This is a genomic window from Stutzerimonas frequens (genome assembly GCF_024448335.1).
Classification (GTDB): Bacteria; Pseudomonadota; Gammaproteobacteria; order Pseudomonadales; family Pseudomonadaceae; genus Stutzerimonas; species Stutzerimonas frequens.
In genome coordinates, this window is record NZ_JAMOHM010000007.1 from 146,357 (window position 1) to 160,030 (window position 13,674).

Annotated in this window: 12 protein-coding genes; 5 read left to right on the forward strand and 7 right to left on the reverse strand. The window is 68.1% G+C overall.

Going from position 1 to position 13,674, the window contains the following annotated elements; translation table 11 throughout:
- Window positions 1-2: 2 nt before the first annotated feature.
- Window positions 3-917: a LysR family transcriptional regulator gene (locus tag NAO55_RS12080; RefSeq protein WP_102838940.1), complete on the reverse strand. Its 915-nt coding sequence runs from the start codon at window positions 915-917 to the stop codon at window positions 3-5.
- 88 nt (window positions 918-1,005) lie between these two features.
- Between NAO55_RS12080 and NAO55_RS12085 the strand changes: the two genes are divergently transcribed.
- Complete coding sequence (locus NAO55_RS12085; protein WP_102838939.1) at window positions 1,006-1,929, forward strand: DMT family transporter; 924 nt, start codon at window positions 1,006-1,008, stop codon at window positions 1,927-1,929.
- 135 nt (window positions 1,930-2,064) lie between these two features.
- Here NAO55_RS12085 and NAO55_RS12090 read toward each other — a convergent pair whose 3' ends face one another.
- The 3 genes from NAO55_RS12090 to NAO55_RS12100 form a co-directional block, all read right to left on the reverse strand.
- Window positions 2,065-3,438, reverse strand: coding sequence for a DUF3482 domain-containing protein (locus tag NAO55_RS12090; RefSeq protein WP_102838938.1), 1,374 nt, complete (start codon window positions 3,436-3,438; stop codon window positions 2,065-2,067).
- A complete protein-coding gene (locus tag NAO55_RS12095; protein WP_102838937.1) occupies window positions 3,431-4,825 on the reverse strand; it encodes a DUF2868 domain-containing protein in 1,395 nt (464 codons plus the stop codon). Before NAO55_RS12095 ends, NAO55_RS12090 begins: the two co-directional genes overlap by 8 nt.
- A gap of 92 nt (window positions 4,826-4,917) precedes the next feature.
- The gene (locus NAO55_RS12100; RefSeq protein WP_079329384.1) at window positions 4,918-6,033 is read right to left on the reverse strand and encodes a glycerophosphodiester phosphodiesterase; all 1,116 of its coding nucleotides are present in this window, start codon (window positions 6,031-6,033) and stop codon (window positions 4,918-4,920) included.
- Window positions 6,034-6,181: 148 nt separating this feature from the next.
- Here NAO55_RS12100 and NAO55_RS12105 point away from each other — a divergent pair, with 148 nt between their 5' ends.
- Window positions 6,182-6,697, forward strand: coding sequence for a dihydrofolate reductase (locus NAO55_RS12105; RefSeq protein WP_095460281.1), 516 nt, complete (start codon window positions 6,182-6,184; stop codon window positions 6,695-6,697).
- 87 nt (window positions 6,698-6,784) lie between these two features.
- Entirely contained in the window at window positions 6,785-7,432 is a 648-nt protein-coding gene (locus NAO55_RS12110) for a YitT family protein (RefSeq protein WP_102838936.1), read from the forward strand.
- On the opposite strand, the gene NAO55_RS12115 is transcribed toward NAO55_RS12110, so the two are convergent.
- A complete protein-coding gene (locus tag NAO55_RS12115) occupies window positions 7,425-7,880 on the reverse strand; it encodes a metallophosphoesterase family protein (RefSeq protein ID WP_003282804.1) in 456 nt (151 codons plus the stop codon). The genes NAO55_RS12110 and NAO55_RS12115 overlap by 8 nt on opposite strands.
- Window positions 7,881-7,977: 97 nt before the next feature.
- Here NAO55_RS12115 and NAO55_RS12120 point away from each other — a divergent pair, with 97 nt between their 5' ends.
- A complete protein-coding gene (locus tag NAO55_RS12120; RefSeq protein ID WP_102838935.1) occupies window positions 7,978-9,090 on the forward strand; it encodes an NAD(P)/FAD-dependent oxidoreductase in 1,113 nt (370 codons plus the stop codon).
- A 41-nt stretch (window positions 9,091-9,131) separates the two neighbouring features.
- Here the strand turns inward: NAO55_RS12120 and ilvD are convergent, their stop codons facing one another.
- Window positions 9,132-10,970 carry a dihydroxy-acid dehydratase gene (ilvD, locus tag NAO55_RS12125; protein WP_102838934.1) on the reverse strand — a complete coding sequence of 613 codons (1,839 nt, stop codon included), beginning with the start codon at window positions 10,968-10,970 and terminating at the stop codon, window positions 9,132-9,134.
- A 508-nt stretch (window positions 10,971-11,478) separates the two neighbouring features.
- Between ilvD and NAO55_RS12130 the strand changes: the two genes are divergently transcribed.
- Window positions 11,479-12,327, forward strand: coding sequence for a poly(ethylene terephthalate) hydrolase family protein (locus NAO55_RS12130; protein WP_180981604.1), 849 nt, complete (start codon window positions 11,479-11,481; stop codon window positions 12,325-12,327).
- A gap of 53 nt (window positions 12,328-12,380) precedes the next feature.
- Here the strand turns inward: NAO55_RS12130 and NAO55_RS12135 are convergent, their stop codons facing one another.
- Window positions 12,381-13,577: a class I SAM-dependent rRNA methyltransferase gene (locus tag NAO55_RS12135; RefSeq protein ID WP_102838932.1), complete on the reverse strand. Its 1,197-nt coding sequence runs from the start codon at window positions 13,575-13,577 to the stop codon at window positions 12,381-12,383.
- Window positions 13,578-13,674: the final 97 nt, after the last annotated feature.

A 13,674-nucleotide genomic window follows, 5' to 3' on the forward strand; every position in this document is an offset into this window, starting at 1 on the left:
GCTCAGCTGGCTATCAGCGCCTCGCTCAGGTAGTCGATCAGCGCCCGTGTCTTCGGCGGCAGGTGGTGATTCTGTCGCCACAGCAGCCAGGCCGCGCCCTGGTAGGAGCCGGTGTAGCGCCACTGCGGCAGCACTTCGCGCAGCTGCCCCTCGGCCAGCGCCTGGGCAGCGGTGAAATGCGGCAGGCAGGTGATGCCCAGGCCCGCCAGCGCCACCAGTAACCGGGCCTCGCTGTGGTTGCTGATGTAGCGACCGCGCACCGTCACCGTTTCCTGCAGCTCGCCGCGGCGCAGGTGCCAGCGATTGTCTCCCGCCGTTTCCCCCAGATACAGACAGCTGTGGCGCAGCAGGTCCTGCGGATGTTGCGGCTCGCCGTGGCGCTGCAGGTAGTCGGGGCTGGCGCAGAGCAGCTGGCGCACCGGCCCGAGCGGCTTGCCGGCCAGGCCTTCGGGTGGATTGTCGGTGACCTGCACCAGCAGGTCGAAACCGTCCTCGATCAGGTCCGGGCTCTGGTCGCTGATCCGCAGCTGCACATCGACCTCGGGGTAGCGCTGGAGAAAGGCCGGCATCAACGGCCCGACGACGAACTTGCCATAGGCCTTCGGTACGCTCAGGCGCACCAGCCCGCGCGGGCTGCGCATCAGCCGCTCGCCGATGGCGACGGCGGCATCGGCCGCATCGAGCATGTCCCGGCAATGCTGGTAAAACTCCGCCCCGGCCTCGTTCAGCCGCAGCTGGCGTGTCGTGCGTTCCAGCAGGCGCAGCGCCAGGGCCTGCTCCAGCCGTGCCACCTGGCGGCTCACCGCCGACGGTGTGCTGCCCAGCAGACGCGCGGCGCCCGAGAAGCTGCCGGCCTCGACCACCCGCACGAATACGGCCATGTAGGGCAGCAGGGCTGCGCTGTCATTCGTTCCCATGCGGAACAGGTCCTGTGCTGTTTCGCTGGATTATCGACTGCCGCGACAGGGCCGACAATCAGCGCCTGATTGGTGCGGGGATTCGAACATGAAAGGCACGTTGAGACAGGGGCTGTGGCTGGCCGATGGCATGCTGCTGACGGTGGCGCTGATCTGGGGCAGCAGCTACGCGGTGGCCAAGCAGGCGCTGCTGTTCTACCCGGTGCTGGGTTTTCTGGCTATCCGCTTCGGCCTGACCTTTGTCCTGCTGCTGCCGCAACTGCGCGGCGCCGGTCGCCGGGCGCTGCGCCCCGGCCTGCCGCTGGGGCTGGTGATGCTGGCGATCTTTCTCTGTGAGACCTGGGGCGTGATGCTGACCAGCGCCAGCAATGCGGCGTTTCTGATCAGCCTGTGCGTGGTGATCACGCCATTCATGGAATGGCTGCTGCTGCGCCAGCGGCCGCACAGCACGCTGTTGCTCGCCTGCGCGCTGTCGCTGGCGGGCGTCTGGCTGCTGACCGGCGGGCCGCAGCTGTCGCTCAATCTCGGCGATGCGCTGATGCTGGCCGCCGCTTTGCTGCGCGCGGTGCTGGTCTGCCTGACCCGGCGATTGACGGCCGGCCGGGAAATCCCGGCACTGGCGCTGACTGCGGTGCAGAGTGGAGTCGTTGCGGCGGGCTGCATGCTGCTCGGCGTGTCGCTGGCGGGCGGACTGCCGGCGCTGCCGGTGGAGCCGGGCTTCTGGTTCGGCACGCTGTATCTGGTGCTGTTCGCCACGCTGTTTGCCATGTTTGCGCAGAACCGCGCGCTGGGGCGCAGCAGTGCAACGCGGGTGTCGCTGCTGATGGGCTCCGAACCGCTGTTCGGCGCGATCATCGCCGGTCTCTGGCTGGGTGAGCGGCTGGGACCGATGGGCTGGGCGGGTGGGTTGCTGATCATGCTGGCAACGCTGTGCACCTTGCGGGTCGCACGTGCGCCGGTGCCGGCCGCCAAAGCGCGATGCGCGCGGATTCATGGGGAAATGCTCGGTTAGTCCCTGCCTTTGCCGAAATCGCCACGGATCATGCGGCAGACACCACAGGGGTAGGGTGGGCTTCAGCCCACCGACAACCCCGCGCACGCCACCCGCTGGTGGGCTGAAGCCCACCCTACGCTCCACCTGATCGGCTCAGTTTTCCTGCAGTTGAGTTTCCAGCTCGTCCAGCGCCGCCTGACGCTCGCCGTCCTGCAGGCGGGCGCCGGGGTTGAGCGACGACCACTCGGGATGGGCGCGACAGCGTTGCAGGGCTTCGGGCAGCTTGCCCTCGCGCCAGCCCTGATCCTGCGGCGTGGCCAGGCGGATCGCCTCGGTGGCGGCGTGCCCCCGAGTCGCGAGCACGGCCAGCAGTTGACGCTGGCGCAGGGCGAGCAGGCGCAGTACGGCGTCGTCGACGCTCAGCTCGCGCTGCCCCTTGAGCTTGCCGAGCAGGCGATTGCCATAGTGCCGCGCGGTCTGCGCGCCGCCGCCGGCAATGGCGCCGAGCAGCGCCGCGGCTCCGAGGGTGATGCCACCGACCATCAGGTCGACCCCGGCACCGGCGGCTGCGCCTGCGGCCATGCCGCTGCCGATCTTCACGCCCAGCTGCTTGAGGGTCTCCGGGTTGAACAGGTCGTCGCCCCAGCGCCCGTCGAGCAGCGGCAGCTCGCTGGCCGCCGCCTGCTCCTTGCGGAAGGCGTACAGCCGCAGCAGGGCCTCGACGCAGCGCTGCTCGCGGCTGCGCACGGCGTCGTGCAATTCACGTATGGCGCCGCGCTCCAGTTCCGGCTGTGCGGCCACGCTGCGTCGGCAGGCGGCGACATCCACCAGCAGTTCGGCGATCAGTCGCTGGCCGCTGGCCAGGCGTGCGGCAGCCTGGGCCTCGTGGTCCTCGATCAGTCGCTGCAGCTTGGGGCGCGCCTGCTCCAGCAGCAGCGCCAGGCTTTCGTACAGCCGGCGCTCACCGTCCACGGGTGGCGCCACGCTGTCGAAGCGCACCAGTGCATGCAGGCCGAGGCGGGCCAGGGCCTGACGCCATTCCTCGTCGCGGTGCCCCGGCTGGGCGACGAAGTTGAGCACCGGCAACAGCGGCTTGCCGCAGCCGGCGAGCACCGCCAGCTCGTCCTTGTACTTGGCCAGCACCGGCTCACGGGCGTCGATCACGTAGAGCCCGGCGTCGCTGGCCAGCAACTGACGCAGCACCTTGGCTTCCTGCTCGAAGCGCTGGCGTGCCTCGCTGCCGTCGAGAAAGCGCGCAGTGCGTGCCGGGCCGTCGAGGCGCTCACCGGGGCGCTCCAGCCGTTCGAGGTAGTCGAGCAGGGCGATGGCATCTTCCAGGCCGGGGGTGTCGTAGAGCTCCAGCAGCGGCTCGCCGTCCACCGACAGCCGCGCACCCTCGACGTGGCGGGTGGTGCTCGGCCGGTGCGAGACCTCACCGAAGCCGATGTCGCGGGTCAGGGTGCGCAGCAGCGAGGTCTTGCCGACATTGGTATGGCCGACCACGGCCAGTTTCAGCGCTTCAGTCATGGCCTGTCTCCAGCCAGCGCAGCGGGGCGCAGCTCGAATGCGTCAGCCCCAGGGTATCCAGCGCCTGATGCCAGTCTTCCAGGCGCGCGCTGTCCAGCGCCTCGCCCGGGGGTGCCTGCAACAGCCAGACGCGAGTCGCCGCCGCGCAGCGCGACAGCTCGCCGATCAGCGCCAGGGTGCCGCGGTCGGGTGAGCGTCGCGGATCACAGGCGACGGCCAGGCGTGCCGGCGGAAAGCGGGTGAGTTGATCGAGCAGCCGTCGGCGTCCCTCGCGGTCGTCGAGGATGCCGGCATCGGCGATACCCTTGGACAGAGCCGGCGGCCACGGGCGGCTGCCGTCCAGCTCGATGGCCACCAGTACGGCGCCAGCGCTGCCATCGAGCTGAGCGCCGGCAGTCGGTGCGTGCAGTTGGGCGGGCGCCGCATCACGGATGCCGAGGCGCTCGCTGGGTGGCTGCAGGCGTTCGCGCAGCAGGCGGTAGGCCGGCAGGTTCAGATCGAGGGTCAGCGCAGCCCGTCCACGCCGCCAGCGCCACAGGCAGAGGCTCGCCAGCAGCAGTCGCGGCAGCAGGCCGTAGACCAGCAGCACGCCGACCAGCCAGCCGGCCCAGCGTTGCCGGGCGCCGTCCAGATCGCCGGCGAGTGCGCCACTGGCGCGGATCTGCTCGACATCCGGCACGCTGAAGCCGAGCAGGGCCGGCAGCGCGCCGAAGGCCTGGGTCAGGCCGACGAAGGCGTTCTCGCCAAGGATGGTGGTTTCCCAGACGAAGCCGTAGCGGCGGGTCGCCAGCAGGGCGAGGAGGGTGAGCAAGGCGCTGGCCATCGCCAGCAGCCATAGGGCGTGCACGCCTGTTCCCAGCAACCAGCGGCCGAGTCGGCGCTGATGCAGCACGCTCAGCAGGGCTGGGGCCAGCTGCGCGGCGCGGGCATCGCGGGCGAGCTTTTCGCTCAGCCAGAGCCACAGCCGCCCCAGCGCGCCGCTGCTGTCACCGGTCAGCAGCAGGCCGAGCAGCCAGCCGAGCAGGGTCAGCAGGTTCAACCCGAGCAGGCTGCCCAGCGCCCAGAACACGTTGACCGGTCGCTGCCCGTCGCCCAGTGCGGCGAAGGCCAGCCCGGCACCGGTGAAGAGCGCCAGCAGGATCAGCGCGAGCGCGCCCAGGCGGGCGCCCTGACGCCAGTGCCGGAGCGCCTCGATGAGCCCGTCACGGTGCGCCAGCCAGAGCGCGCGGCGCTCGATCAGCGCCGACAGATCGCCGCCCTGGGTACGGGCCTGGCGGTTGGCCTCGTCGTCGTCCAGCGGCCCGGCATGCTCTTCGCGCAGGCGCACGGCTTCGGTCAGCCAGATTCGGTCGAGCGGAGTGAGATCGGGAGAGGGGCGGACGGTCACGCGGCTTCTCGCTGGCGGGTCGAGCCCTGAGGATAACCGCTGCCGCGCGGAACGGGGAAACGGGGAGCCGTTGCGGCTCCCCGCTGTGGTCATCAGTCGGCGTTGCGCAGGCGCACGGCGATATCCGGCTGGTCGATGAACAGGCCATCGATGCCGGCATCGAGGAAGGCGCGGATCTCCGCTTCGCTGTCGCCGCGCTCGTGGCGCTTGTCGCTGCTGCGCAGGTTGGCCGGGAGGAAGGCGTTTTCTGCGCGGAAGGTGTACGGGTGGACCTTGAGCCCGACCGCATGGGCCGCGGCGACGAAGCCGGTCGGCGTGCCCAGATTGCCGTTGCCGTCACGCGGGATGATGTAGCTCTTCTCCGGGCCGACGCCAGCGGCATAGCGGGAGATGGCCTTGAGCCCGGCGGGAGTGGCCATCTGCGCGTAGGTCAGCTTGGTCCCGCGCACCTGCTGGTCATACGGCTGGCCGGAGCTGAACAGCTGCACCAGGCGCAGCTGGGTCAGGCGGCTGAGGGTCTTGAGGTTGTCCACCTCGAACGACTGGATATACACCGGCGCGTGGCGCCCGACGTAGCCGTTGCGGGTGAGGATGCGCACCAGCGGCTTCTCCATGGCCAGGCCGAGCTGCTGGAAATGGGTCGGATGCTTGGTTTCCGGGTACAGGCCGATGCGCCGGCCCTGGCTGAGCTGCAGTGTTTTCACCAGGTCGATGATCTCCTGCAGGGTCGGGATTTCCAGGCTGCCGTCCATGCGGGCATTGCCCGGGCGGATATCCGGGATGCGCTCGATGGCGCGCAGGGTCTTCAGCTCGGCGAGGGTGAAGTCTTCGCTGAACCAGCCGGTGAGGGTGACGCCGTCGACCTGCTGGGTGCGCTTGCGATCGGCAAACTCGGGTCGCTGGGCGACATCGGTGGTCAGGCCCAGCTCGTTGTCGTGGCGGGCGACGATATGGCCGTCACGGGTCATCACCAGGTCCGGCTCGATGTAGTCGGCGCCCTGGAAAACGGCCAGGGCATAGGCGGCCAGGGTGTGCTCCGGTACATAGCCGCTGGCGCCGCGATGGGCGATCACCAGCGGGGTCGGCTCGCCCCGCGCAGCCTGGTGTTTCGCGGCGTGTTCATCCGGCGCAGCGAAGCCGGAGAGCGGTAGCAACAGGGTGCAGGCGGTGAGCCAGCGGCGAAGGGAAGCGGTGGTCTTGCGGGCCATTTCGGCATCTCCTCGGTTTGGATGTCACAGCCTGCGCCACTTGCATGACCGGACGTTGACGCTGCGTTGCCCCTTGCGTTGCAAAACGGTTAAACCGACGAACGGCTGGCGCTGCGGGAATCGGGGCCGCTCTGGTATTCTCGCCGCCATGAATCAGACCCGCCTTCCCCTCGCCATGATCGCCGCCCTCGCGCAGAACCGCGTGATCGGCCTCGACAACCGCATGCCCTGGCATCTGCCCGCCGATCTCAAGCATTTCAAGGCCATGACCCTTGGCAAGCCGATCATCATGGGTCGCAAGACCTGGGACTCGCTCGGCCGCCCGCTGCCGGGGCGGCTCAACCTGGTGGTCAGTCGCCAGGCCGATCTGCAGCTCGACGGCGCGGAAACCTTCACCGATCTGGATGCCGCGCTGGTGCGTGCCGAGCAGTGGGCGCGCGAGCAGGGTGTCGCCGAGCTGATGCTGATCGGCGGTGCGCAGCTGTACGCCCAGGCGCTGGGGCAGGCGCAGCGGCTTTACCTGACACGGATCGACGCGCAGCCCGAGGGCGATGCCTTCTTCCCGGTATTCGACGAGCACGAATGGCAGTGCATCGACAGCCAGCCGCATCCGGCCGAGGGCGAGGCGCCTGCGTATCGGTTCGAGACCTGGCAACGGCGCTGATCGGCGCCGTCTTTGCTTGATCGACGCCAAGTCCTTCCGTCTGCCCAGCTTCTATCCTTCGCAACAACCGTTTTCGAGACCCAGCCGATGCAAACCCGCGAATCCGACGTGCCGCAAGCCGAGCGCGTATCGGCGATCTTCGTTCGTCACCCGCTGTGGGAGGACGCTCTGGCGCTGCTCACCGGCACCGCGCTGGTCGCCCTTGGCGTCGCCTTCTACAGCCACGCCGGGCTGCTGACCGGCGGCACCGTTGGGCTGGCCTTTTTGCTCAAGTACCTGGCCGGCTGGTCGTTCGGCCCGGTGTTCTTCCTGCTCAACCTGCCGTTCTATGCACTGGCGATCTGGCGCATGGGCTGGAAGTTCACCCTGCGCACCGTCTGCGCAGTAGGGCTGGTCTCGCTGTTCGCCGAGCTGACCCCGCAGTGGGTACGCTTCGCCGAGCTGAACGTGGTCTACGCCGCAGTGTTCGGTGGTTTCGCCATCGGCATCGGCCTGCTGATCCTGTTCCGCCATCGCGCCAGTCTTGGCGGGGTGAACATCCTCGCGTTGTTTCTGCAGGAGCGTTTCGGCCTGCGCGCCGGTACCTTCCAGATGGGCATCGACGCGCTGATCGTCATGGCCGCGGTGTTCGTCGTACCGGTGGACAAGGTCCTGCTGTCGGTGCTCGGCGCCGTGGCGCTGAATCTGGTGCTGGCGATCAATCACCGCGCCGATCGCTACATGGGCGTCAGCTGAGGCTGATCAGCTCCACCTGCGCCTGGCCGTCGTTCAGCTCCAGCAGCGCCAGGCTGATCGGCAGGCTGAAGCGTCGCGGACCGGCGCTGCCCGGGTTCACGTAGAGCACGCCATCGCGCCGCTCGACCTTCGGTTTGTGCGAGTGGCCGGCGATCACCACGTCGACGCCGGCGGCAAGCGGGTCGATATCCAGCTGCTTGAGGTCGTGCAGCACGTGCAGGGTGAGACCCCCGATGCGCAGGTCGAGCCGTTCGGGCAGCACCTGCGCCCAGTCGGCCGTATCGATATTGCCGCGGATCGCCTCCAGCGGCGCGATGGCGCGCAGCCCGTCGAGCACCTGCGGTTTGCCGATATCGCCGGCGTGAATGATCTGTGCGCAGCCCTGCAGTGCCGCCACCGCCTCGGGGCGGAGCAGGCCGTGGGTGTCGGAGATCAGGCCGATGCGCATGCCGGTGTTTCCTTTAACTGCTTCGTCAGGTCATCCGACCCTTGGCCGACCGCTGTGGTTGCGGCAGGCTTGGGCTGTTCGGGTCGAGGAGTCTGGCATGGATCGGGTGGATTGCGTGGTGGTGGGTGCGGGAGTGGTCGGGCTGGCGGTGGCGCGTGCACTGGCGCTGGCCGGTCGCGAGGTGCTGATACTGGAAGCCGAGGCGGCCTTTGGCACCGCCACCAGCGCGCGCAACAGCGAAGTCATCCACGCCGGCATCTACTACCCGCAGGGCTCGCTCAAGGGCCGGTTGTGCGTGGCCGGGCGTCGCCACCTCTACGATTTCTGCAACAGCCACGGCGTGGCCCATCGACGTTGCGGCAAGCTGATCGTCGCCACCGACGAGGCCCAGATCGCTGCGCTGGAACAACTGCGGCGGCACGCGCTGGCCAATGGGGTCGATGACCTGCAGTACCTCGATGGGCGGGAGGTGCTGGCGCTGGAGCCGGAAGTACAGGCGGTGGCTGGGCTGCTCTCACCGAGTACCGGCATCATCGACAGCCACGCGCTGATGCTGGCACTGCTGGGCGATGCCGAGCGCCACGGCGCGGTGCTGGCACTGAACGCGCCGGTAACGGCGATCACGGCTGGCAGCGCAGGCTTGCAGGTCGAGGTGGGCGGCGCCGATCCGCTGCAGCTGCTGGCCCGCACCGTGGTGAATTGCGCCGGGCATGGTGCGCCCATCCTCGCCGCGCACACCGCCGGGTTGGACCCGGCCGCGCGGCCGCGGCAGTTCTTCGCCAAGGGCAGCTACTTCAGCCTGAGCGGGCGCACGCCGTTTCGCCATCTGGTCTATCCGCTGCCCGAGCCCGGCGGGCTTGGCGTGCACCTGACCCTGGATCTGGCCGGCCAGGCGCGTTTCGGCCCGGACGTGCAGTGGGTCGAGGCGCTCGACTATCGCATCGAGCCGGAACGGGCCGAAAGCTTCTACGCGGCGATTCGCCGTTATTGGCCGGCGCTGCCGGACGCTTCGTTGCAACCGGCCTACATCGGCATCCGCCCGAAGATCAGCGGGCCCGGCGAGGCGGCCGCGGACTTTCGCATCGATGGCCCGGCGCAGCACGGCGTCGGCGGGCTGGTGAACCTGTTCGGCATCGAGTCGCCGGGCCTGACTGCCTGTCTGGCGATCGCGGATTACGTGACGGCCCGGCTGCACGAGCCGCGCGCATAAAAAAACCCGGCACAGGGCCGGGTTTTTTCTTGTCGCAGCGATCAGCCTTCCAGCATCGCCTTGTTGCGCACCGCACCCTTGTCGGCGCTGGTAGCGAGCAGGGCGTAGGCCTTGAGCGCGGTCGAGACCTTGCGCGCGCGCGGCTGCGCCGGCTTCCAGCCCTTCTTGTCCTGCACGTGGCGGCGATGAGCGATTTCCTCGTCGCTGACCAGCAGGTTGATGGTGCGGTTGGGAATGTCGATCAGCACCTTGTCGCCGTCCTGTACCAGGCCGATGGCGCCGCCCGCGGCCGCTTCCGGCGAGGCGTGGCCGATGGACAGGCCGGAGGTGCCGCCAGAGAAGCGACCGTCGGTGAGCAGCGCGCATTCCTTGCCGAGGCCCTTGGACTTCAGATACGAGGTCGGGTAGAGCATTTCCTGCATGCCCGGGCCGCCCTTCGGACCTTCGTAGCGAATGATGACGATGTCGCCTGGCTTCACCTCGTCGGCGAGGATGCTTTTCACGGCGCTGTCCTGGCTTTCGTAGATCTTCGCCGTGCCTTCGAACACGTGGATGGACTCGTCCACGCCGGCGGTCTTCACCACGCAGCCGTCCAGGGCGATGTTGCCGTAGAGCACGGCGAGGCCGCCTTCCTGGGAATAGGCGTGCTCGACGCTGCGGATGCAGCCTTCGGCACGGTCCAGGTCCAGGCTCGGCCAGCGGGTGGCCTGGCTGAAGGCGACCTGGGTCGGGATGCCCGCCGGGCCGGCCTTGAAGAAGGTATGTACCGCTTCGTCCTGGGTCTGGGTGATGTCCCATTCGGCGATGGCATCGGCCATGCTCGGGCTGTGCACGGTGGAAACATCGGTGTGCAGCAGGCCGCCGCGGGCCAGCTCGCCGAGGATGGAGAAGATGCCGCCGGCGCGGTGCACGTCTTCCATGTGGTACTTCTGGATGTTCGGTGCCACCTTGCACAGCTGCGGCACCTTGCGCGACAGCGCGTCGATGTCGCGCAGGTCGAAGTCGACCTCGGCTTCCTGGGCGGCGGCCAGCAGGTGCAGGATGGTGTTGGTCGAGCCGCCCATGGCGATGTCCAGGGTCATGGCGTTTTCGAAGGCCTTGCGGCTGGCCACGTTGCGCGGCAGTACGGACTCGTCGCCGTCCTGGTAGTAACGCTTGCACAGCTCGACGGCGATACGCCCGGCGCGCAGGAACAGCTGCTCGCGGTCGGCGTGGGTGGCCAGCGTGGTGCCGTTGCCCGGCAGGGACAGGCCGAGGGCTTCGGTCAGGCAGTTCATCGAGTTGGCGGTGAACATGCCCGAGCAGCTGCCGCAGGTGGGGCAGGCGCTGCGCTCGTATTCGGCGACCTTCTCGTCGGAGCAGGAGTCGTCGGCGGCCACCACCATGGCGTCGACCAGGTCCAGGCCGTGGTTGGCCAGCTTGGTCTTGCCGGCTTCCATCGGCCCGCCGGAAACGAACACCACCGGGATGTTCAGACGCAGCGCGGCCATCAGCATGCCGGGGGTGATCTTGTCGCAGTTGCTGATGCAGACGATGGCGTCGGCACAATGCGCATTGACCATGTATTCCACCGAGTCGGCGATGATCTCGCGCGACGGCAGCGAATAGAGCATGCCGTCGTGGCCCATGGCGATGCCGTCGTCGACCGCGATGGTGTTGAATTCCTTGGCCACGCCGCCGTGCTTCTCGATCTCGCGGGCGACCAGCTGGCCCATGTCTTTCAGATGCACGTGGCCGGGGACGAACTGGGTGAAGGAGTTGGCGATGGCGATGATCGGCTTCTTGAAGTCTTCGTCCTTCATGCCGGTGGCGCGCCACAGCGCCCGGGCACCGGCCATGTTGCGGCCGTGCGTGGAGGTTTTCGAACGGTAATCAGGCATGACGGTTCCTGCGGCTAATCAGGTAAACGGAGGTATGCGTATGGTGAGCAACGCCTGTGCCGGATGCAACGGAGGATGACCGTGCGTTCGGAAGGGGCCGGGTCGAGGCGGGGTAATCGCTCGTGGGGCCTGGGCTCAGGGTCCGCCGTGTGGTGAATGGCGAGATATCACCGATTCTACGCACGTTCCGGCAGCCGGGCCAGGCGGGACGATTGCCGGTACGCCGGCATGCCGCGCGCTAGCCGCATGGCGACGCCGGAGGAGGCGTTCGAGACGCACATCCGCTGAAAAATGCCGCATTGACCGCTGGTCCGCTTCTGCCTGCGTGCGACTGGCGGGTCGATTATCGCTCGCTAGAGTCCATTCCCGACCGTTTCGCTGGCTGCCGCGCCACTGGAGTTGCGTGCTGCCCGCTGGCGGTCGGCCGGTATGTGTCCGTTTCGCGACGGTAGGGCAGCGTTCGACCGGCGATGAATCCTTATACCAATGACAAGAACGAGGAATGCAGATGCGCAAGTTTACACTTGGATGCCTGAGTGCCACGGCGCTGGTCGCCCTGTCCGTTTCCGCCACCGCCGCTCCGCTGCCCGATACGCCCGGCGCGCCCTTTCCGTCGGTTTCGAGCTTCGACAACGACGGGCCGTACGCGGTAACCAGCCAGAGCGAGGGGCCCAATTGCCGAGTCTACCGGCCACGCACGCTCGGCCAGGGCGGAGTCCGCCACCCGATCATCCTCTGGGGCAACGGCACCGGTACCGGGCCGACCACCTATTCCGGACTGCTGAGCCATTGGGCCAGCCATGGCTTCGTGGTCGCCGCGGCGGAAACCTCCAACGCCGGCACGGGGCGGGACATGCTGGCCTGCCTGGATTACCTGGTGCAGGAGAGCAACCGCACCTATGGCACTTACGTCGGCGTGCTGAACACCGGGCGGGTCGGGACCTCGGGGCATTCCCAGGGCGGTGGCGGCTCGATCATGGCCGGGCAGGACGATCGCGTGAAGGCCACCGCGCCGATCCAGCCGTACACCATTGGTCTCGGCCATGACTCGTCGTCGCAGCGCAACCAGCGCGGGCCGATGTTCCTGATGTCCGGCGGTGCCGACACCATTGCCATTCCTTACCTGAACGCGCAGCCGGTCTTCACTCGCGCCAACGTGCCGATCTTCTGGGGCGAGCGGCGCTATGTCAGCCACTTCGAGCCGGTGGGTGATGGCGGGGCCTATCGCGGCCCGACGACGGCCTGGTTCCGTTATCACCTGATGGACGACGAAAGTGCGCGCAGCACTTTCTACGGACGCTTCTGCGGGTTGTGCACCAGCCTGTTGTGGAGCGATCAGCGCAAGGGCATCGAATAAGGGATGGGCGCAGGGCGGCGGTTCGCCACCGCCTTGCGCGCCTGGTGCAGGGGTCAGCTGTTGGGCAGGATGCGGCAGGTCAGGCTCTTGATGTAGCGGGTCTCCGGGATCGCCGGATGCACCGGGTGATCCGGACCCTGGGCACCGCGCTCGAGCAGCTGGATGTTGCGATCCAGATGGCGCGCGCTGCCGAGCAGGATGTTCTGCAGGTCGTCCTCGGGCAGGTGCATCGAACAGCTGGCGCTGACCAGGATGCCGTCCTTGTTCAGCAGCCGCATGGCGGTTTCGTTGAGGCGGCGGTAGGCGGCCTCGCCGTTCTTCAGATCCTTCTTGCGCTTGATGAACGCCGGCGGATCGGTGATCACCACGTCGAAGCGCTCTTCGGCGCTCTTCAGTTCCTTCATCGCCTCGAAGGCATCGCCTTCGACGCAGGTCATCTTCTCGGCCACACCATTGAGCGCAGCGTTGCGCTCCACGCCATCCAGGGCAAAGGCCGAGGCGTCGACACAGAACACTTCGCTGGCACCGAAGGCGGCGGCCTGCACGCCCCAGCCACCGATATAGCTGAACAGGTCGAGCACGCGCTTGCCCTTGACGTAGGGCGCCAGGCGCGCACGGTTCATGTGGTGATCGTAGAACCAGCCGGTCTTCTGGCCCTGCAACACCGGCGCCTCGAACCTCACGCCGTTCTCTTCCAGCGCGACCCACTCCGGTACCACGCCGAAGGCGGTATCGACGTAGCGTTCAAGGCCTTCGGCATCGCGGGCGCTGGAGTCGTTCTTCCACAGCACGCCGCGGGGCTTGAGCACCTGCACCAGCGCTTCCAGCACGGCATCCTTGTTGCGCTCCATGGTGGCCGAAGCCAGCTGCACCACCAGGTGGTCGTGGAAGCGGTCCACCACCAGGCCCGGCAGCAGGTCGGAATCACCGTAGATCAGGCGGTAGCACGGCTGATCGAACAGGCGCTCGCGCAGCGACAGCGCGACCTGGATGCGATGCACCAGCAGCGACTTGTCCAGGCTGTGCTTGAGATCGCGCGACAGCAGCCGTGCGCAGATCAGGTTGTTCGGCGACACCCCGACGATGCCCAGCGGCTTGCCTCCGGCGGCCTCGAGGATGGCCTGGTCGCCAGCGGCGAAGCCGGCCAGGGGCGTGGCCGCGGTGTCGACCTCGTTGCTGTAGACCCACAGATGGCCCGCGCGCAGGCGGCGGTCGGCATTGGCTTTGAGGCGCAGGCTGGGCAGGGTCATCGGCAGGGCTCCGGAAAAAAGACGGGCATTCTAAACGAGCGGCAGGCGGCGCGCGCCGGGTCGGCGGAAAAACGCTCGCCGCGTGCTGCCGCTGTCT

What these genes read in the sequence shown, in the direction of transcription:
- NAO55_RS12100 (WP_079329384.1), bottom strand. Translation starts at nt 6,033, where the DNA reads ATGGCCCGCAAGACCACCGCTTCCCTTCGCCGCTGGCTCACCGCCTGC.
- NAO55_RS12105 (WP_095460281.1), top strand. Translation starts at nt 6,182, where the DNA reads ATGAATCAGACCCGCCTTCCCCTCGCCATGATCGCCGCCCTCGCGCAG.
- NAO55_RS12085 (WP_102838939.1), top strand. Translation starts at nt 1,006, where the DNA reads ATGAAAGGCACGTTGAGACAGGGGCTGTGGCTGGCCGATGGCATGCTG.
- NAO55_RS12115 (WP_003282804.1), bottom strand. Translation starts at nt 7,880, where the DNA reads ATGCGCATCGGCCTGATCTCCGACACCCACGGCCTGCTCCGCCCCGAG.
- NAO55_RS12090 (WP_102838938.1), bottom strand. Translation starts at nt 3,438, where the DNA reads ATGACTGAAGCGCTGAAACTGGCCGTGGTCGGCCATACCAATGTCGGC.
- ilvD (WP_102838934.1), bottom strand. Translation starts at nt 10,970, where the DNA reads ATGCCTGATTACCGTTCGAAAACCTCCACGCACGGCCGCAACATGGCC.
- NAO55_RS12130 (WP_180981604.1), top strand. Translation starts at nt 11,479, where the DNA reads ATGCGCAAGTTTACACTTGGATGCCTGAGTGCCACGGCGCTGGTCGCC.
- NAO55_RS12110 (WP_102838936.1), top strand. Translation starts at nt 6,785, where the DNA reads ATGCAAACCCGCGAATCCGACGTGCCGCAAGCCGAGCGCGTATCGGCG.
- NAO55_RS12120 (WP_102838935.1), top strand. Translation starts at nt 7,978, where the DNA reads ATGGATCGGGTGGATTGCGTGGTGGTGGGTGCGGGAGTGGTCGGGCTG.
- NAO55_RS12135 (WP_102838932.1), bottom strand. Translation starts at nt 13,577, where the DNA reads ATGACCCTGCCCAGCCTGCGCCTCAAAGCCAATGCCGACCGCCGCCTG.
- NAO55_RS12080 (WP_102838940.1), bottom strand. Translation starts at nt 917, where the DNA reads ATGGGAACGAATGACAGCGCAGCCCTGCTGCCCTACATGGCCGTATTC.